The organism is Halorarius litoreus (assembly GCF_024362405.1).
In the GTDB taxonomy this organism is placed as follows: Archaea; Halobacteriota; Halobacteria; order Halobacteriales; family Haloarculaceae; genus Halorarius; species Halorarius litoreus.
Genome location: NZ_CP101454.1, coordinates 2,318,644 through 2,333,410 on the forward strand (window position 1 = coordinate 2,318,644; position 14,767 = coordinate 2,333,410).

Annotated in this window: 21 protein-coding genes; 12 read left to right on the plus strand and 9 right to left on the minus strand. The window is 67.5% G+C overall.

All coding sequences use genetic code 11. The features are described from left to right. Positions 1 to 37: 37 nt before the first annotated feature. Entirely contained in the window at positions 38 to 1,060 is a 1,023-nt protein-coding gene (locus NL126_RS11885) for an enolase-like domain-containing protein (RefSeq protein WP_255195092.1), read from the minus strand. Between the two features lie 82 nt (positions 1,061 to 1,142). Here NL126_RS11885 and NL126_RS11890 point away from each other — a divergent pair, with 82 nt between their 5' ends. Then, the gene (locus NL126_RS11890) at positions 1,143 to 1,292 is read left to right on the plus strand and encodes a 50S ribosomal protein L40e (protein ID WP_255195093.1); all 150 of its coding nucleotides are present in this window, start codon (positions 1,143 to 1,145) and stop codon (positions 1,290 to 1,292) included. A 300-nt stretch (positions 1,293 to 1,592) separates the two neighbouring features. Here NL126_RS11890 and NL126_RS11895 read toward each other — a convergent pair whose 3' ends face one another. Continuing rightward, positions 1,593 to 2,204, minus strand: a complete 612-nt coding sequence (locus tag NL126_RS11895) for an MBL fold metallo-hydrolase (RefSeq protein ID WP_255195094.1) — start codon at positions 2,202 to 2,204, stop codon at positions 1,593 to 1,595. 84 nt (positions 2,205 to 2,288) lie between these two features. Between NL126_RS11895 and NL126_RS11900 the strand changes: the two genes are divergently transcribed. The 3 genes from NL126_RS11900 to NL126_RS11910 are packed head-to-tail and all read left to right on the plus strand — an operon-like array spanning position 2,289 to position 3,647. Next, positions 2,289 to 2,471 carry a DUF5786 family protein gene (locus NL126_RS11900; RefSeq protein WP_255198841.1) on the plus strand — a complete coding sequence of 61 codons (183 nt, stop codon included), beginning with the start codon at positions 2,289 to 2,291 and terminating at the stop codon, positions 2,469 to 2,471. A 1-nt stretch (position 2,472) separates the two neighbouring features. Further along, complete coding sequence (locus NL126_RS11905; protein WP_255195095.1) at positions 2,473 to 3,030, plus strand: endonuclease dU; 558 nt, start codon at positions 2,473 to 2,475, stop codon at positions 3,028 to 3,030. A 23-nt stretch (positions 3,031 to 3,053) separates the two neighbouring features. Further along, positions 3,054 to 3,647: a uracil-DNA glycosylase gene (locus tag NL126_RS11910; RefSeq protein WP_350355452.1), complete on the plus strand. Its 594-nt coding sequence runs from the start codon at positions 3,054 to 3,056 to the stop codon at positions 3,645 to 3,647. Here the strand turns inward: NL126_RS11910 and NL126_RS11915 are convergent. From NL126_RS11915 to phnD, 3 genes are all read right to left on the minus strand, one after another. Next, positions 3,641 to 4,675, minus strand: coding sequence for a phosphate/phosphonate ABC transporter permease (locus NL126_RS11915; protein WP_255195096.1), 1,035 nt, complete (start codon positions 4,673 to 4,675; stop codon positions 3,641 to 3,643). The genes NL126_RS11910 and NL126_RS11915 overlap by 7 nt on opposite strands. Beyond that, the gene (gene phnC / locus NL126_RS11920) at positions 4,668 to 5,474 is read right to left on the minus strand and encodes a phosphonate ABC transporter ATP-binding protein (RefSeq protein ID WP_255195097.1); all 807 of its coding nucleotides are present in this window, start codon (positions 5,472 to 5,474) and stop codon (positions 4,668 to 4,670) included. Before phnC ends, NL126_RS11915 begins: the two co-directional genes overlap by 8 nt. 85 nt (positions 5,475 to 5,559) lie before the next feature. After that, positions 5,560 to 6,543: a phosphate/phosphite/phosphonate ABC transporter substrate-binding protein gene (phnD, locus tag NL126_RS11925; RefSeq protein ID WP_255195098.1), complete on the minus strand. Its 984-nt coding sequence runs from the start codon at positions 6,541 to 6,543 to the stop codon at positions 5,560 to 5,562. A gap of 135 nt (positions 6,544 to 6,678) precedes the next feature. On the opposite strand from phnD, the gene hisH reads away from it, so the two are divergent. The 3 genes from hisH to NL126_RS11940 all read left to right on the plus strand — a co-directional run bounded on the left by hisH (position 6,679) and on the right by NL126_RS11940 (position 8,091). Continuing rightward, complete coding sequence (hisH, locus tag NL126_RS11930) at positions 6,679 to 7,323, plus strand: imidazole glycerol phosphate synthase subunit HisH (RefSeq protein WP_255195099.1); 645 nt, start codon at positions 6,679 to 6,681, stop codon at positions 7,321 to 7,323. A 41-nt stretch (positions 7,324 to 7,364) separates the two neighbouring features. Further along, positions 7,365 to 7,760, plus strand: a complete 396-nt coding sequence (locus NL126_RS11935; protein ID WP_255195100.1) for a DUF7994 family protein — start codon at positions 7,365 to 7,367, stop codon at positions 7,758 to 7,760. Between the two features lie 118 nt (positions 7,761 to 7,878). After that, positions 7,879 to 8,091: a dodecin family protein gene (locus NL126_RS11940; protein ID WP_255195101.1), complete on the plus strand. Its 213-nt coding sequence runs from the start codon at positions 7,879 to 7,881 to the stop codon at positions 8,089 to 8,091. Between the two features lie 20 nt (positions 8,092 to 8,111). Here the strand turns inward: NL126_RS11940 and NL126_RS11945 are convergent, their stop codons facing one another. Next, positions 8,112 to 8,438, minus strand: coding sequence for a hypothetical protein (locus NL126_RS11945; RefSeq protein WP_255195102.1), 327 nt, complete (start codon positions 8,436 to 8,438; stop codon positions 8,112 to 8,114). 103 nt (positions 8,439 to 8,541) lie between these two features. On the opposite strand from NL126_RS11945, the gene NL126_RS11950 reads away from it, so the two are divergent. The 4 genes from NL126_RS11950 (at position 8,542) to NL126_RS11965 (ending at position 11,499) form a co-directional block, all read left to right on the plus strand. After that, positions 8,542 to 9,468, plus strand: a complete 927-nt coding sequence (locus NL126_RS11950; RefSeq protein WP_255195103.1) for a winged helix-turn-helix domain-containing protein — start codon at positions 8,542 to 8,544, stop codon at positions 9,466 to 9,468. Continuing rightward, entirely contained in the window at positions 9,465 to 9,755 is a 291-nt protein-coding gene (locus NL126_RS11955) for a hypothetical protein (protein WP_255195104.1), read from the plus strand. Before NL126_RS11950 ends, NL126_RS11955 begins: the two co-directional genes overlap by 4 nt. Before the next feature lie 134 nt (positions 9,756 to 9,889). Beyond that, positions 9,890 to 10,102 carry a hypothetical protein gene (locus NL126_RS11960; protein WP_255195105.1) on the plus strand — a complete coding sequence of 71 codons (213 nt, stop codon included), beginning with the start codon at positions 9,890 to 9,892 and terminating at the stop codon, positions 10,100 to 10,102. A 65-nt stretch (positions 10,103 to 10,167) separates the two neighbouring features. Continuing rightward, a complete protein-coding gene (locus tag NL126_RS11965) occupies positions 10,168 to 11,499 on the plus strand; it encodes an aryl-sulfate sulfotransferase (protein WP_255195106.1) in 1,332 nt (443 codons plus the stop codon). Here NL126_RS11965 and NL126_RS11970 read toward each other — a convergent pair. Further along, entirely contained in the window at positions 11,480 to 12,559 is a 1,080-nt protein-coding gene (locus NL126_RS11970) for a PQQ-dependent sugar dehydrogenase (RefSeq protein ID WP_255195107.1), read from the minus strand. The two genes, NL126_RS11965 and NL126_RS11970, sit on opposite strands and share 20 nt — an antisense overlap. Before the next feature lie 107 nt (positions 12,560 to 12,666). Between NL126_RS11970 and NL126_RS11975 the strand changes: the two genes are divergently transcribed. After that, complete coding sequence (locus NL126_RS11975) at positions 12,667 to 13,497, plus strand: DUF4097 family beta strand repeat-containing protein (RefSeq protein ID WP_255195108.1); 831 nt, start codon at positions 12,667 to 12,669, stop codon at positions 13,495 to 13,497. Here NL126_RS11975 and NL126_RS11980 read toward each other — a convergent pair. Then, positions 13,494 to 14,435, minus strand: a complete 942-nt coding sequence (locus NL126_RS11980; protein ID WP_255195109.1) for an acyltransferase — start codon at positions 14,433 to 14,435, stop codon at positions 13,494 to 13,496. The two genes, NL126_RS11975 and NL126_RS11980, sit on opposite strands and share 4 nt — an antisense overlap. 79 nt (positions 14,436 to 14,514) lie before the next feature. Continuing rightward, positions 14,515 to 14,712, minus strand: coding sequence for a hypothetical protein (locus NL126_RS11985; protein WP_255195110.1), 198 nt, complete (start codon positions 14,710 to 14,712; stop codon positions 14,515 to 14,517). Between the last annotated feature and the right edge of the window lie 55 nt (positions 14,713 to 14,767).

Consider the following 14,767-nt stretch of genomic DNA (forward strand, 5'->3'; position numbering starts at 1 on the left):
TGTATTTCGCGAGATACTAATGGGGCGTTACTGGTCGCTATCGGACACCAAACCCGACCGGTGGGTCGAGTGGACTCCGGGGTAAGCCGGCGGCGGGCTCGGGGTCGTTGTAGCCACCGGGGGCCACGTCGTTCGGTCCGTCGGGGTAGAACAGCGCTGCGAGTGCCTGCACCTGCTCGCGCCCGATCCCGAGCTCGAACTGGCCGCCACCGTACATGGTAATGTCGTTCCGGCGGGCGAAGTCGACGGTATCGAACAGCGACTCGACGGTCCCGAACCGCGAGGGCTTGATGTTGAGCCACTGCGGCTCCCACGGCAGCGCCTGCACCGACGGGACGCCCGTTATCGGGTAGTCCCACGCGAGCCGGTCGGCCACGTCGTCCAGCAGCGGCATCGTCTCCTCGGTCACTGCGGGGTCCTCGATGACGGCATCGGGGAACGCCGACAGGAGCCGCTCGTAGAACGCCGGGTCCGGTTCCGTATCGACGTCGGTGCTCTCGTACAGCCCCTTCAAATCGAGCGTTCTGACGCGGTCGGTCTCGGCCAGCCGCGCTACGAGTGCGTCGCTCCACTCCGGCGTCGGGTCGAGTTTGAACTCCGCGTCGGGGTTCACGTCGAAGATGATCTCGATACGCTCGAAGCCCTCCAGTCGGGTGGAGACGACGAACCGGACCGGGTCGGGGTCAGTGTCGAACGCGTCCGCAAGCGTCATCCCCTGCTGTTTCAACGCGAGGTCGAGCGCCGCGCTCTCGAACGCCCACCGGCGCATCGCCGGGGCGTGGTGCTGGTTCGGCTCGCCGTCGGGCCAGAGGTCGACCCGCGCGAGCGCGTCGGAGAAGCCGTCGAACGTGTACTCGCCGGTCAGGTCGGGCCGGGGGTAGGGGTCGTGGTCCTCGGCCTCGTAACAGACGTCTTCGCCGCGGCCGACGCGTCCCTCGCCCGAAAGTTCGACCGTCGTGGTGACACGGGTGAAGCCGCTCGACGTGTCGCGCTCCCGGCGGTCGAGCGTGAGCGACTCGACGACCAGCGGGAGGTCCGCGACCATCTCGTAGTGGCGCATACGGTCCCGTGGGTGGCAAGCCCCATAAACCGCCGCGAGACGACTCGGAAAGGTTTAACCGCGCCGTCCCGGTACCGGTGGTATGGCCAGTTTCGAGAAAGCGGAGGCGCGAACCCTCAACAAGATGATCTGCATGCGGTGTAACGCACGGAACGCGCCACGGGCGAAGCGATGCCGGAAGTGCGGCTACGCCAAGCTGCGGCCGAAGGCGAAGGAGCGTCGAGCAGCCTGAGCGCAGCGAGGGCTGCGTTCGAGTGAGCGGGAGCGCAGCGACACGCGAGCCGAGCGGCGTAAGCGTAGCGCGACGCCGCTTTTTGTGCGAACGGGGAACGTAGTGACCCGTGAGCGTCGGGCGGCCTGACCGCAGGGACTGCGTCCTCCTCCTCGTCACTCTCGGTCCCCGAGAGCCGCGGCTCAACTTTTTATCCGAACCCGCGACCACCGTCCCCGTGCAGTGAGCACGGGCCGTAGCGATCACGGCGGGAGCGTGGTCCGCCGCTACGGAGGCAGGCCACGGACCACCTGTTCGCTCCTACTCGTCAGGGTACTTGGGCTCGCGCTTCTCGGCGCGTGCCAGCGACGTCTCGACGACGTCACGAACGTCGCCGTGGAACTCGTCGCCGTGGCCCGCGTACATGTGTTCGACCGTGTCGGGGAGGTGGTCGAGCAGCACGTTGATGGACTCGATGAGCCGCTCGCGCGACTGGCCCGCACGGTCCGTCCGACCGAAGCTGCCGTAGTCGAACGCGGCGTCGTTGTGGACGACCACGTCGCCGGAGAACAGCGTCGTCTCCGAGACGAACGAGACGTGGTCGGCGGCGTGTCCCGGCGTATAGACGACCTCGAACGTCTCGTCACCGAGGTCGACGGTGTCACCGTGTTCGATGGCGTGGGTCCGGAGGTCGTGGTCCGCGTACGCGTACACCTCGGGGTCGAACCGTTCGACGATGTCCTCGATGGCGTTGGCGTGATCCCAGTGCTGGTGGGTGAGTGCGACCGCTTCGAGCGTGTCCGTGTGTGCGGCCACCTGCTCGACGATTTCGGGGTGGCCGCTGGTGTCGACGAGCGCCGGCCGGGCACCGAGCGCGAGGAACGCGTTCCCCGCGAACGTGTCGGTGTCCGGGGTGACGTCGATGATGTCCATACCCCCTCGACTAGGTCCGGCCGTTTGAGGGTGTCGGGCGCGGCAAGGAATTTTTCCGTGGCAATCTCCTACCCCCATGTGGACATGGGCTTCGGGAGTTACGACGAAAGCGAACAGGAGAACCAGGAGTACGACACGGACTACGACGACGAGGACGCCGTCAACACCACCGAACACGACCACCGTGGGGAGGTGTCGTTCGAGTTCGGCGAGAGTACGTCCGACGAACTGCTCGACCAGTTCCAGGACATGAAAGAGGAGGAGTGAGGTGAAGTCCGGGGCCAGAGCCCTCGGCGTCGCCGAGTCGTACCGCGACGAGACCAGCACGCTGGCCGGTGCGGTCGTCAGAGCCGACCGCGTGGTCGACGACCTCGTGTTCTCGACGTGTGCTGTGGGCGGGAGCGACGCCACCGATGCCATCGCCGGCCTCGTCGCGACGCTCGACCGCCCGGACGTGGGGTACGTGCTGGTCGCGGGCATCGCCCCAGCGTGGTTCAACGTCGTCGACCTCCACGCACTCCACGCGGCTGTCGACCGGCCCGCCCTCTCCGTGTCGTTCGAAGATAGCCCCGGGCTCGGTGCCGCCATCCACCGAGAGTTCGAGGGCGACGCCCGCGACGCCCGGCTCGCGGTGTACGAGCGGCAGCCCGCCCGGCGAGAACTGACCGTGAACGACGAGCAGGTCTGGGTGCGCGCCGTCGGCGTGGACGACGGCGAGACAGCCGAGGTGGTCCGCGCGTTCACGCCGGAGGGTGGGCGACCGGAACCCCTCCGGGTCGCGCGGCTGGCGGCGAGAGCAGCCGATCGCTTCCGGACGGATTCTTAGCCCCCCGCCGCGTTGAGTCGAGCATGAGCATGGAGGGACTCGACGTGACCGCCTGCGAGCGCTGTCCGGAGCTGTGCGAGTCGCGGTCGCGCATCGTCAACGGCGTCGGCCCGGACGACGCCGACCTGCTGTTCGTCGGCGAGGCGCCGGGCGCGAACGAGGACGAGCAGGGCGAGCCGTTCGTCGGCCGCTCCGGCACCGTGCTGGACGACGCGCTGCGTGACGTGGGACTCGCACGGCGTGACGTGCGCATCACGAACTGCGTGCGGTGTCGACCGCCGGAGAACCGCGACCCGACCACGGAGGAGCTCGAGAACTGCCGCGAGTACCTCGACGCGGAGATCCAGCGCCTGGACCCCGAACTCGTCGTCACGCTGGGAAAGGTTCCCTCGGAGCACCTGCTCGGGCGGTCGGTTGCGGTGACCACGGAGGCCGGGCAGGTGTTCGACGCGCGCGTCGGCGACGCCTCGTACCGGCTGCTCGTCTGTGTGCATCCGGCAGCGACGCTGTACGACCGGAGCCAGGAGTCGACGTTCACCGAGACCATCGCACAGGCCGCCGAGCTGGCGGGCGTTGGAGACAGCGAGAGCGGGCAGTCGCGGCTCGGCGACTACTGACGCGAGTCGCCGATACCGAGCCACTTCTTCGGGTTGCCGAGGTCACGCAGACTCTCGACGAACCCCTTCCCCTCGTGTTCGCCCGGGCGAAGCCGGGCGCGGAGCCGCGAGGAGGTGAGTTCGACCGTGAGGACGATGACCACGACCATGATGAGGCCGGCGACCGCCTTGTCGAAGCGGAGCAGGCCGATGCGGCCGTTGATGTACTGCCCGATACCACCCGCGCCGACGACGCCGAGCGAGATGGCGATGCGGGTGTTGATCTCGAGGATGTAGAGCGTCCACGCCACGAACGACGAGGAGACCTGCGAGAGCATCCCGAAGGAGATGACCTGCGGCCAGTTCGCCCCCGTGGACTTGATGGCCTCGATGGGGCCCTCCTCGATCTCTTCGAGTTCGTCGGTGAACAGCCGACCCAGATTGCCGATGGTGTCGGTGGCGATGGCGAGCATCGCGCCGATGGGGGAGATGCTCGCCAGGGGGATGTAGATGAGCACCCAGACGAGCGCCGGGATGGCGCGGATGGTGCTCATCGTGCCGCGGAAGATGAAGTTGAAGGGGAACGGCGTGACGCGCTCGGAGCCGAGGATACCGAAGAGGAGCGCGAGCGGGAACCCGAGCACAGTGCCGGTGAACCCGATGACGACCGTGATGATGGCGCCCGAGACGAGCAGGCCGCTGGAGCCGGTCCTCGCGGTGTCGAGGAACGAGCTCGGGTTGGCGAGCGACTGGACCAGCCCGCTCCAGCCGTCGAGTTCGTTCTCCTGCGAGTAGGCCGTGAAGTCGACGAAGTTCGGACTGAGGAAGTCGCGGATGCTGTCGATGAACGTCGGTAGCTGCCGGCCGAGGTCCGCGAGCAGCTTCTCCACGGAGCTCCCGGCGAGATAGCCGAGGCCGAGATAGGTCGCGACGGCGATGGTGACGAGGAGTCCGAGCGCTGCGACGCGCCGGATGACGGTTCGCCGCTCGATGCGGTCGAGCGTCGTCTCCACTCGCGTCTCGTCGGTCGTCTCGGTGGCGTCACTCATCGGCGGTCACCTCTCCGGTGTCGGCTGGAGGCGTGGCGGCCGTCGGGCCGTCGTCGCTCTCGTCGGCGTACGCGCCGGCGATGTCCTCTCCGTAGTAGAGGTCGTCGACGACGTCCATCGAGAGCTCCTCGCGGGTACCGTCGAACACCACTTCGCCGTCGCGGATGCCGATGAACCGGTCGCCGAACTCGCGGGCGATGTTCACCTGGTGGAGCGACGCGACGGTGGTGAGGTTCCGCTCCTCGGCGGCGCGTTTCATGTAGCTCATCACGTCGCGGGCGGCCTTCGGGTCGAGACTGGAGACCGGCTCGTCGGCGAGCAGGAGTTCGGGGTCCTGCACGAGCGCGCGGGCGATGCCGACGCGCTGTTTCTGCCCGCCGGACATCGAGCCGGCGCGCTGTTCGGCCTCGTCGAGCAGGCCGACGGTGTCGAGCGCCCGGAGGGCGGACTCCTTGTCGGGTCGGTGGTAGGCCGTGAGGAGGCTTCGCACCCAGCCGGCCCGCGAGAGCGCGCCGGTGAGCGCGTTCCGGTAGGCGGACATCGACTCGATGAGGTAGTGCATCTGGAACACCATGCCGACCTCCGACCGGGCGCCCGGCCGGTGGTCGTTGATGGTGACCTCTCCCGAGGTCGGCGTGGTAAGGCCGTTGAGCACGCGAAGCAGGGTCGACTTGCCTGCCCCCGAGGGACCGAGGATGACGACGAACTCCCCCTGGTCGATGTCGAAGGAGACGTCGTCGAGGGCTACGGTGTCCTCCCCGTAGACCTTCCGCACGTCCGAAAGTGAGACGACCGGCATATGTCAGCGAAAATTGCGCACGCCGTCTTTAGCGTCCCGGTATTCCACTGACATCCCCGACGAGAACTGGTCCACGGTGGACCCGTTAGGAGTCGAGGAACTCGGTCTCGATGCCGAGCTCGTTGGCGACGTCGATGACCGGCTGGTACTTCTCGACGTCCGCGGGGCGGACGTTGCTGAACCAGAGGTCGTCGTCGGTCCCCTCCTCGCCGTCCTTCCCGTAGTACAGGGAGTCCGGTGCGCTCTCGAGGGCGCTCACGATCTCGTTCTGCTCGTCGTCGGAGAGCTCCGGCGACGTGACGATGGGTGCCCGCGGGATGCCGTCGTACGTCTTCACGTACTCGTAGCCGTCTTTCAGCTCGCGGTCGTCGTTGAGCGTGATGAACTTCCCGACGCCGGCGGCGGCGACCTGGTCGTTCGCCAGCTGCTGGAACGCCTGCGCGTGCCCGGAGAACGTCGCGTCGAAGTCGGCACCCGACTTCTCCTGCGGGTAGCCGCCGACCTTCAGCCCGGCCTGTTTCAGCATGTACAGCGGGAACAGCGCGCCCGACGCGGAGAGCCGGTCGGCGAAGCCGACGGTCTCGCCCTCGAGGTCGGAGAGGCTGTTGATGTCGGAGCTCTTCTTCGTCACGATGACCGAGGAGTACTCCCACGACCCGTAGGCGTACCGCTGGAGCGCGATGTCGGCCTTGTCGGCCTTGACGCCGAGCGCCGCGGCGAACGGACCGGTCTCGGCGACGTCGGCCGTCCCGGAGCCCATCGCCTGCAGCACGGCGCTGTAGTTGCGCGCGTACTTCAGCTTCGTCGGGAGTCCGGTCTCGGAGTTGAGATACTCCTTGACGGGCTGGTACTGCTTCTCCATGTACTCCTGCGGCTCGGAGGGCGACATGACGAAGTTCACCTCGCCGTTGTTGTACGGAACGGGCGTCTTCGTCGCCGTCGGAGAGCCCTCGTCGTCGTTCTGGTCCCCACCCGTGTCGTCGTTGCTGCTGGTGCCGGTACATCCTGCGAAGAGGCCGGCTACGCCGACTGCCCCCGCCGATTTCAGGAAACTACGTCGCTTTGACATGCGAACACCAGAACCTTCAGGATAGCAAGTATAAAAATTCCGATTCCATCTATATATTAACCACGTGATACCCGGTGTGTCACCGAGTTGTCCGCGACGGAAACCGACTTGTCCCCCTCGCTCCGAGAGTCACGTATGAGTGTCCAGACGGCGGCCGACATCGTCCTCGTGGACTACGGGCTCGGGAACCTCCGGTCGGCGACCCGCGGGCTCGAACGCGCCGGTGCGAGCGTCGAACTCACCGACGACCCGGCCGCGTTCGACGCCGCAGACGGCATCGTTCTCCCCGGTGTGGGCGCGTTCTCCGAGGGGATGGAGAACGCCGAACCCGTCCGCGACGCGCTCGTCGAGGTCGCAGACGAGGGCAAACCGCTGTTCGGTATCTGTCTCGGGATGCAGATGCTCCTCACATCCAGTGAGGAGGCCGACCACGCCGGGCAGGGCGACGCAGAGGGGCTCGACCTGATTCCCGGCACGAACGTCCGCTTCGCCGAGGGACAGAAGGTGCCGCACATGGGCTGGAACGAGCTCGACGTCCAGCGCGACCACCCCATCGTCGAGGGCGTGGATGGGGAGTACGCCTACTTCGTTCACTCCTACTACGCGAGGCCCGACGACCCGAACGCCATCGTCGCGACGACTGACTACGGCGTCGATTTCCCGGCCGTCGTCGCCAACGAGCGCGGCAACGTGTTCGGCACCCAGTTCCACCCGGAGAAGTCCGGAGAGACTGGACTTCGAATCCTGAAGAACTTCGTCGACTACTGTGTCGACCGGTAGCTCGAAGACAGTTACTTCAGTCTCGCCGACAGTTCGGGGGTATGCGCCGCTCCCTCCTCCGCTGGTACGGCCTGTTCCTCCTGCTCGTCTCCCAGCTGCTCGTGTTCGCGTTCGGCGTCGACAGCGTGTTCGCGAGCACCGCCGGTGTGACCTACGCGCTGCTGGTCGTCGCGGGTACGCTGTTCGTCGTCGCCGGGAGCCGCCGCGAGGTCAGCCTCCTCGGGCGGACCCTCCCGTGGAACGTGCTCGCCGCTCTTGGCATCGTCTGCATCGCCGCCACCGTGCTCGCGAGTGGCTTCATCGACCTGCTGGCGGGCGACCGGTCGCGCGCCGCACTCGCGTACGCCCTCGTCGCCTCACTCGGCGCACTCACGCTCGTGGTCATCGGCATCGACGTGGCGCGCGGCGGCCGGCATTTCAGATTACCCGACGACTGAGCCGTGGCGGTGGTCGGCGGTCGCGTCCCGAATAAGTCCGCCTTACTCCCCTTGCTGCCGCCGTCTCGTCCACTAATCCGTGCATAGCTATCCGCCCGTTCGTGGTATCTGCGGTGCCATGACGGCAGTAAAAATCATCAAGGTACTGGGCACGTCCTCCGAATCGTGGGAGGACGCGGCGCGCGAGGCGGTCGCACAGGCGAGCGAGACCGTAGACGACATCCACGGCGTCGAGGTGGAAGACTGGACGGCGACCGTCGAGGACGGGCGCATCGTGAACTACAAGGCGACCGTCGAGATCGCGTTCCGGGTCGGCGAGCACATGCACTGACCGGGGTCGAACTTCCGTTCTTACCTGACGCGGTGGCCGTTCCCGTTGCGTGGCTGGAGACTCTGCCAGGCAATGCTGCCGCCCGCCGCGAGCGCGACCAGCGCGAGGCCGACCAGCACCGCCCGGAAGACGGTACCCAGCCGCACTGTCGTACAGCTGTCGGGCTGTGGGCTGTAGCTGTAGAGACACCACTCCTGGGGCTGGACCGTCAGGAACAGCAGCACTGAGAGGCCGCCGAACAGCAGTGTCAGGCCGTACAGGAGGTGGGTCGCCACTCGGCGCTGGCGCTCCAGCGCGCGCCACTCGCGGCGGACGGCGGCCAGTTCCTCGTCGGTGCCGCGTTCCATGGTCTCCATTTGTCGCTGTCCCGTGTTAACGCTTGACGTTCTAGCGGTGGACAAAAACGCATTTCAGCCAAGGTTTTAGCTCACGGGGTGCCCAACACGGGGTATGAGCGACTCACCGGCAGTGGACGCCGACAGCATCCTCGCGTGCGAGGAGTGTCTGTCGCCCGCCGAGGCGTTCGCGGTGGTCGGCAACGAGACCCGGCTCTCCATCCTCGAGGCGCTGTGGCGGATGGAGCGGCCCGCCGCGTTCTCGGACCTCCGGCGCGAGGTCGGGATGCGAGACTCCGCGCAGTTCAACTACCACCTCTCGAAACTGACGGGGCAGTTCGTCACGAAGACCGACGACGGCTACGACTTCCGGTCGGCCGGGCGGGCGGTCATCCGAGCGGTTCTCGAGGGGACGCTCAACCAGGACCCGGAGCTCGACCCGTTCGACGTCGACGGCGAGTGCGTGGACTGTGGGGCGCCACTCGAAGCCACCTACGGGAACGAGCGCATCCGCATCCGGTGTACGGCGTGCGGACGCCCCCACGGGGGCTACAGTTTCCCGCCGGGCGGCCTCGAAGACCGCACGCGCGAGGAGTTGATGTCGGCGTTCAACCAGCGGGCGCGCCACCTCTCGTGTCTCTCCGCGGACGGCGTCTGCCCCGAGTGTTCGGGGCGGATGGAGACCTCGCTGTTCGAGGTGCCCGACGAGGACCCCTTCGACCTCGACGTGCGGGTCGAACACGAGTGTCAGCGCTGTCAGCACACCATCGTCTCCTCCGTGGGACTCGTCCTGCTGGACGACGCGGAGATCGTCTCGTTCTACCGCGACCACGGGATCGACCTCAACACGGTCCCGTACTGGACGCTGGAGTGGTGCGTCACGGACAACTACACCGTCGTCGAGCGGGCGGGGACCGTCGACGACCCGTCGAGCTGGCGCATCACGCTCACCATCCCCGTCGAGGACGAGGCGCTCGTGCTGGACCTGGACGGTGAGCTGTCGGTGCTGGCGAGCGAGCGCCGCGAGCGAGCGACCGCATGAACGCGCTCCGTCGCGTCGTCGACTGGCTGGTGCGCCCGGACGAACGCGAGCGACTCCGCGAGGACGCGGGCAACGCGGTGAAGGACCTGCTCGTCCTCGGAGCGGTCGTCGCACTCTCGTTCGTCATCGTCGTCGCCGCCGCGCTCGCGCTCGGGACGTTCATCCTCGATGCGGGCAGCGTCTTCGGCATCGTCGGCGGCTGGGTCGGCATGTTCGGGCTCGTCCTGCTCGTCCCGATGGCCGTGATGAAGCTCGCGACCGCGATGTACGGTCGGCTCGGACGCTGACGGTCGTGTCTGATCCCTTGCAGAACTGGGCTCCGGTAAGCGAGCGGACAGAATTATCATTCAGCTAACAGTTAATGTCCGAGACTCCCTGTGTAGAGACGAGACCCATGCCCCAAGCATCCTCCCTCCGTTCCGTGTCCGCCCGCGACGTCCTGCCCTCGGCCCGCAACCTCCGACTGGTCCGGGCGCTACTGGGCGTGGCGACGCTCGTCCTGCTCGTCCTGGCGACTGTCGTGCTCCTGCCGTCGGCCGGCATCCTCCTGTTCATCGGCGGGCTGGCGGCGCTGGTCGCCTTCCCCTTTGCGGTCGTCGCTGGCGTCGTCGACGGGCTCGACCCCGCGCAGTAACCGCGTTCGAGCCCGTCGTCCGGGCTTATCGTCACGCCTATGCCCACCCACTCGTTTGACGAGATATGGCACCGTCCCCTCGCGTTATCGCGCTCATCGCGATAATCCTGCTCTCCTCCGGCCTGCTCGTGGGACAGGCCCTCTCGGACCCCGGGGACCCCGCCGTCGGTAACTCGACCGAGGCGTACCCCGGCCACACGCTGATAACGTTCCAGGCCGAAGGCTGGTTCGGCAACAACAACGGCTACGCCGCCGTCGTCTCCCCCGACGGTGACGTCGTCTGGAAGTGGGGGCCGCCGGACTCCCGCGTGTTCGACGCCGAGCACCTCCGAAACGGCAACATCCTCGCCAGCGTCGCGGTCGTCGTCCCCGCGAGCGACTGCCCCGCCGAGTACACGGGCCGTGACGTCTGTGTCCACAACCGCGTCGTCGAAGTCGACTGGGAGACGAAGGAGGTCGTCTGGGAGTACGACTGGTACGACGCGTTCCCGACGCACCACGAGGTCCACGACGCCGACCGCCTGCCGAACGGGGAGACGGCCATCGTCGACATGGGCAACGACCGCGCGTTCACGGTAAACCAGGCCGGCGACATCACCTGGCAGTGGAACGCCACCGAACACATCTCGGAGGGCACCGAGTTCTGGGAGGAACACGTCCCCGAGGGGAAAGAAGACGAGTTCCGCCGTGAGGGCCCCGAGAGCGACTGGACGCACATGAACGACATCGACCAGCTCGACAACGGCAACTTCCTGCTCTCCATCCGCAACTTCGACGTGACGCTGGAGGTGAACCGCGCGGGCGACATCGTCGAGGTGTACGGCTCGCCGGCCGACCACTCGGTGATGAACGAGCAGCACAACCCGAACTACCTGGAGCGGCACGACACCCTTCTGATTGCGGACTCCGAGAACAACCGGGTCGTCGAGATCGACGCCCAGTCGGAGGAGATTATCTGGCAGTACGACACCCTCCCCTCGGAGTCGCCGTACGAGCCGAAGGCGCTGCAGTGGACCCGCGACGTGGACCGGCTCCCGAACGGCAACACGCTCATCACCGACTCCCGGCGGTTCCGCGTGTTCGAGGTGAACCCGAACGGTTCGGTCGTCTGGATGTTCGACACCCAGGAGGAACTCGGGGTCCGCGGCATCGTCTACGAGGCCGACCGCATCCACCTCTCCGGCGAGTACCTCCCCGAGGAGCCCGAGAACGTCCCCTCGGGCCGGGACCTCGAAAGCCAGCGACGCGGCGCGCTCGCCGGCGTTCTCGGCACCGTCGACTCGTGGCTCGGCTTCGTCCTCCCGCCGTGGATGGGCCTCGGCGGCCTCCTGCTCGCACTCGTCGACCTCGGTGCAATCGGCGCGCTCGCGGTCGAACTCAGGCGGGACGGAATCTGAGCACGCGGTCGTCACCGTCCTGTGGACTCCCTCGCCCATCCCGGTTGCTCGTCACCGCGTAGAGATGCGAGTCGGGCCCGACGAACGTCGTCCGCAGTCGACCGAACTGGTCTGTGAACTGCCGATTGTTCGCGACGACCTCGGCCCCCTCGATTCGGGTGCGGTGGAGGTGCGAGCCGACGAGCGTGCCGAAGAGGAGGTCACCGCGCCACGCCTCGATGGGGCCATTCTCTGGATAAAACACCGCCCCACCGGGTGCGATGGTCGGCGTGAACGCGTCGAGTGCCGGCGTGAACCCCTCGCCACCGTCGGTCCCCTTCACCTCGGGCCAGCCGTAGTTGTTGCCCGCCTCCAGCAGATTGATCTCGTCGTCGGTGTCCGGGCCGTGTTCGGTCGCGAACAGCCGGTTTTCCCTCGTCGCGAGCCCCTGCGGGTTCCGGTGGCCCCACGTGAACACCGTCGTCTCGAACGGGTTGTTGGGGTGCGGGTCACCGTCGAGCGTCAGCCGGTGGACCTTTCCCGAGAGTGCATCGCGGTCCTGCGCACTCTCGCGGTCGGCGGCGTCGCCCGAGGTGACGTACAGCGCGCCGTCCCACACCAGGAGCCGGCCGCCGTCGTGGATGGGTGCGCCCGGAATCCCGTCGAGGACAGCCTCGCCCGCCCAGTCGTCGGTGAGGTCGTGGCGCACGACGCGGTTCTTCCGAGACGCGCCCGACAGATACGTCTGGTAGGTGAATGCGACGTCGGCGTCGGGGTGGAACGCCAGTCCCAGCAGGCCGCCCTCGCCGCCGGTCTCGACCGACTCGGAGAGGTCGACGACCGGTTCGACCGTGCCGTCCACGACGCGCACGACCCGACCGCGGCGCTCGGTGAGATAGAGCGTTCCGTCGCGGTAGTCGGCCCCCCACGGCACGCGGAGGCCGGTGGCAACCGTCTCGGCGCGGACGTCGGCCTCCGTGGCCTCCGTCGCCTGCGGCTCGCTGCCGAGCGTCGGCACACAGCCCGCGAGCGTCGTCGCCACCCCTGTCCCGGCGAGCGCGAGGAACCGCCGTCTGTCCATACCCGTCGTTCTGGCCCGGGAAGGGAAAGCGCCCCGGCCGTGACAGTCCGCGCCGCGTCTATCAGTTCCTCGACGCGTTTATTTTCGGGGGTGACGTAGCCGAGGCCATGGATTCTGCCCTCCACACGCGGCGGTCGATGCTCGCACTCGGTGGGACCGCCGGCCTCGCGGCGCTCGCAGGCTGTACCGGCTTCACCGGCGCGACGTCGACGGCCGAGTCGACCGAGTCGTTCCCGCTCGACGGGGCGACCCAGCTCACCGTCGAGAACAAGAACGGCGACGTGGTCGTCGAGCCCGACGCCGACCTTACCGACGAGATCGTCGTCCGGACGACGAAGCGCGTCCTCGGCGACGCGGGGCTGTTCGGCGACGTCGCCCTGCAGGTGTCGAGCGGTGGCGAGCGGCTCGAACTCGAAACCGTCTACGAGACGAACCGCGCGCGCCGGGTGTCGGTCACGCTCGCCGTCGCCGTTCCCCCCGAGCTGGCGGTCGAGCGCGCCACCACGGCCAACGGCGACGTGCAGGTCAGTGACGTGTCGGGCGACGCCACGGTCGAGTCGGCGAACGGTGATGCCGTCGCCGAGGGCGTCGACGGCTACGTGACGGTGCAGTCGGCGAACGGCGACGCCGTCGCCCGGAACTGTACGGGCGTCGACGGCGCTTCGACGGCCAACGGTAGCGTGGAGGTGGAGATACGTGCCATCCGCGGCGACGTGTCGCTCACCGCGGGCAACGGCGACGTGGAGGCGGCACTCGCCGCTGACCTCGACGCCGACCTCGTCTGCTCGACGGCGAACGGCGACGTCGAGGTCTCGGGGCTGGACGTAACTGTCTCCCGAGACACCGACCGCCGGTTCGAGGGCACGCTCGGCGACGGTGGAAATCGGATAACGGCGAACTCTGCGAACGGCGACGTGGAACTGTACGCGCTCGACTAGGGACGCTTGTGGGGGTGGATCGGCTCGGAGAGCTCGGGCGGGCGTTCGAACTCGTCGAACTGGTCGAGGTCGTCGGGGAGGTCGTAGGGGATCTCGCGGTCGTCGGCGCGGTCTTCGAGGTGGTCGGTGACGGGGTCGGCGTCGTCCTCGAACCCCGGCTTCACGCGGACGCTCTTGGCGGGCTGGCCGACCACGACGTGGTGGGCCGGCACGTCGCCTGTGACGGTCGCACGCGCGCCGACGACGCTGTTCTTCCCGACGCGCACACCAGCAGTTATCATCGCGTTGTAGGTGACTCTGGCGTCGTCGTCGATTATCGTGTGGTAGTTCAGCACCTCGGTCTGGTCGACGATGTCGTGGTCGTGGCTGTAGACGTGCGCGTCGTCGGAGATGGAGACCCGGTCGCCGATGGTGAGCTTCCCGCGGTCGTCGAGGTGGACGTCGTCGTGGATGACGGTGTTGTCGCCGACGGAGATGTTGTGGCCGTAGGAGAACGTGACGCCCTTGAAGATGCGGAGGTTCTCGCCCGCCTCGTCGAACAGGTGGTTCGCGAGCATCTGTCGGAACCGGAGCGCGAACTCGATGTTGTCGGCCATCGGCGTCGCGTCGAACTGCCGCCAGAGCCACTGGAGGTGTTTCGACCGCTTGAATCGCTCCTCGTCCTTCTCGGCGTAGTACTCGGCTTCGAGCGTGGCGTTACAGGGGTCGTATCCCTGCAGGCGGACGCGCTCGGCGGGCGAGACCTGCTTGCCCGCCTGCCAGCGCTCGTACGCCTCCCGGTCGCCGTAGAGGTCGACGAGGACGTCCTGGACCACCTCACACGTACTCTCGGCGGCGTCGTCCTCGACCGCTGCTGCCAGTCGCGCGTCGACGTCCGAGAGGAAGTCGTCGAGCCCCGCTTCGGCTTCGGGGGGGAGCGCGACGTGCCGTTTGGTCATGCCACACCTTACCCAGCCCCGGTTGATGAGGGTTTCCGTCGCGGCACCGTTACGCCGCAGTAACCCAGTTACACGCGTGTCACGCGTCGCCCAGCCCCCCGTAGCCGCCGCGGGCTACGCCCAGTGCGAACACCGCGATAAACCCGCCCACGATGCCGGTGTAGAGCAGCGCGAAAAAGCCAGCCCCCGTGAAGAAGGCGGTCGTGACGACGCCACCGATGAGCAGTGAGACAATGACGATGAGTGTGTCGAGCCGCAACGCGAGTGCACGGTCCATAGTCGGGTGTCTTGGCCCTCCTCGGCAGCCGTTTCGCCGGCTGTGGGCGTTCCCG

Excerpts from the sequence above, each read along its gene's own strand:
- NL126_RS11885 (WP_255195092.1), bottom strand. The coding sequence starts at position 1,060 with ATGCGCCACTACGAGATGGTCGCGGACCTCCCGCTGGTCGTCGAGTCG.
- NL126_RS11890 (WP_255195093.1), top strand. The coding sequence starts at position 1,143 with ATGGCCAGTTTCGAGAAAGCGGAGGCGCGAACCCTCAACAAGATGATC.
- NL126_RS11895 (WP_255195094.1), bottom strand. The coding sequence starts at position 2,204 with ATGGACATCATCGACGTCACCCCGGACACCGACACGTTCGCGGGGAAC.
- NL126_RS11900 (WP_255198841.1), top strand. The coding sequence starts at position 2,289 with ATGGGCTTCGGGAGTTACGACGAAAGCGAACAGGAGAACCAGGAGTAC.
- NL126_RS11910 (WP_350355452.1), top strand. The coding sequence starts at position 3,054 with ATGAGCATGGAGGGACTCGACGTGACCGCCTGCGAGCGCTGTCCGGAG.
- NL126_RS11915 (WP_255195096.1), bottom strand. The coding sequence starts at position 4,675 with ATGAGTGACGCCACCGAGACGACCGACGAGACGCGAGTGGAGACGACG.
- phnC (WP_255195097.1), bottom strand. The coding sequence starts at position 5,474 with ATGCCGGTCGTCTCACTTTCGGACGTGCGGAAGGTCTACGGGGAGGAC.
- phnD (WP_255195098.1), bottom strand. The coding sequence starts at position 6,543 with ATGTCAAAGCGACGTAGTTTCCTGAAATCGGCGGGGGCAGTCGGCGTA.
- hisH (WP_255195099.1), top strand. The coding sequence starts at position 6,679 with ATGAGTGTCCAGACGGCGGCCGACATCGTCCTCGTGGACTACGGGCTC.
- NL126_RS11935 (WP_255195100.1), top strand. The coding sequence starts at position 7,365 with ATGCGCCGCTCCCTCCTCCGCTGGTACGGCCTGTTCCTCCTGCTCGTC.
- NL126_RS11940 (WP_255195101.1), top strand. The coding sequence starts at position 7,879 with ATGACGGCAGTAAAAATCATCAAGGTACTGGGCACGTCCTCCGAATCG.
- NL126_RS11945 (WP_255195102.1), bottom strand. The coding sequence starts at position 8,438 with ATGGAACGCGGCACCGACGAGGAACTGGCCGCCGTCCGCCGCGAGTGG.
- NL126_RS11950 (WP_255195103.1), top strand. The coding sequence starts at position 8,542 with ATGAGCGACTCACCGGCAGTGGACGCCGACAGCATCCTCGCGTGCGAG.
- NL126_RS11955 (WP_255195104.1), top strand. The coding sequence starts at position 9,465 with ATGAACGCGCTCCGTCGCGTCGTCGACTGGCTGGTGCGCCCGGACGAA.
- NL126_RS11965 (WP_255195106.1), top strand. The coding sequence starts at position 10,168 with ATGGCACCGTCCCCTCGCGTTATCGCGCTCATCGCGATAATCCTGCTC.
- NL126_RS11970 (WP_255195107.1), bottom strand. The coding sequence starts at position 12,559 with ATGGACAGACGGCGGTTCCTCGCGCTCGCCGGGACAGGGGTGGCGACG.
- NL126_RS11975 (WP_255195108.1), top strand. The coding sequence starts at position 12,667 with ATGGATTCTGCCCTCCACACGCGGCGGTCGATGCTCGCACTCGGTGGG.
- NL126_RS11980 (WP_255195109.1), bottom strand. The coding sequence starts at position 14,435 with ATGACCAAACGGCACGTCGCGCTCCCCCCCGAAGCCGAAGCGGGGCTC.
- NL126_RS11985 (WP_255195110.1), bottom strand. The coding sequence starts at position 14,712 with ATGGACCGTGCACTCGCGTTGCGGCTCGACACACTCATCGTCATTGTC.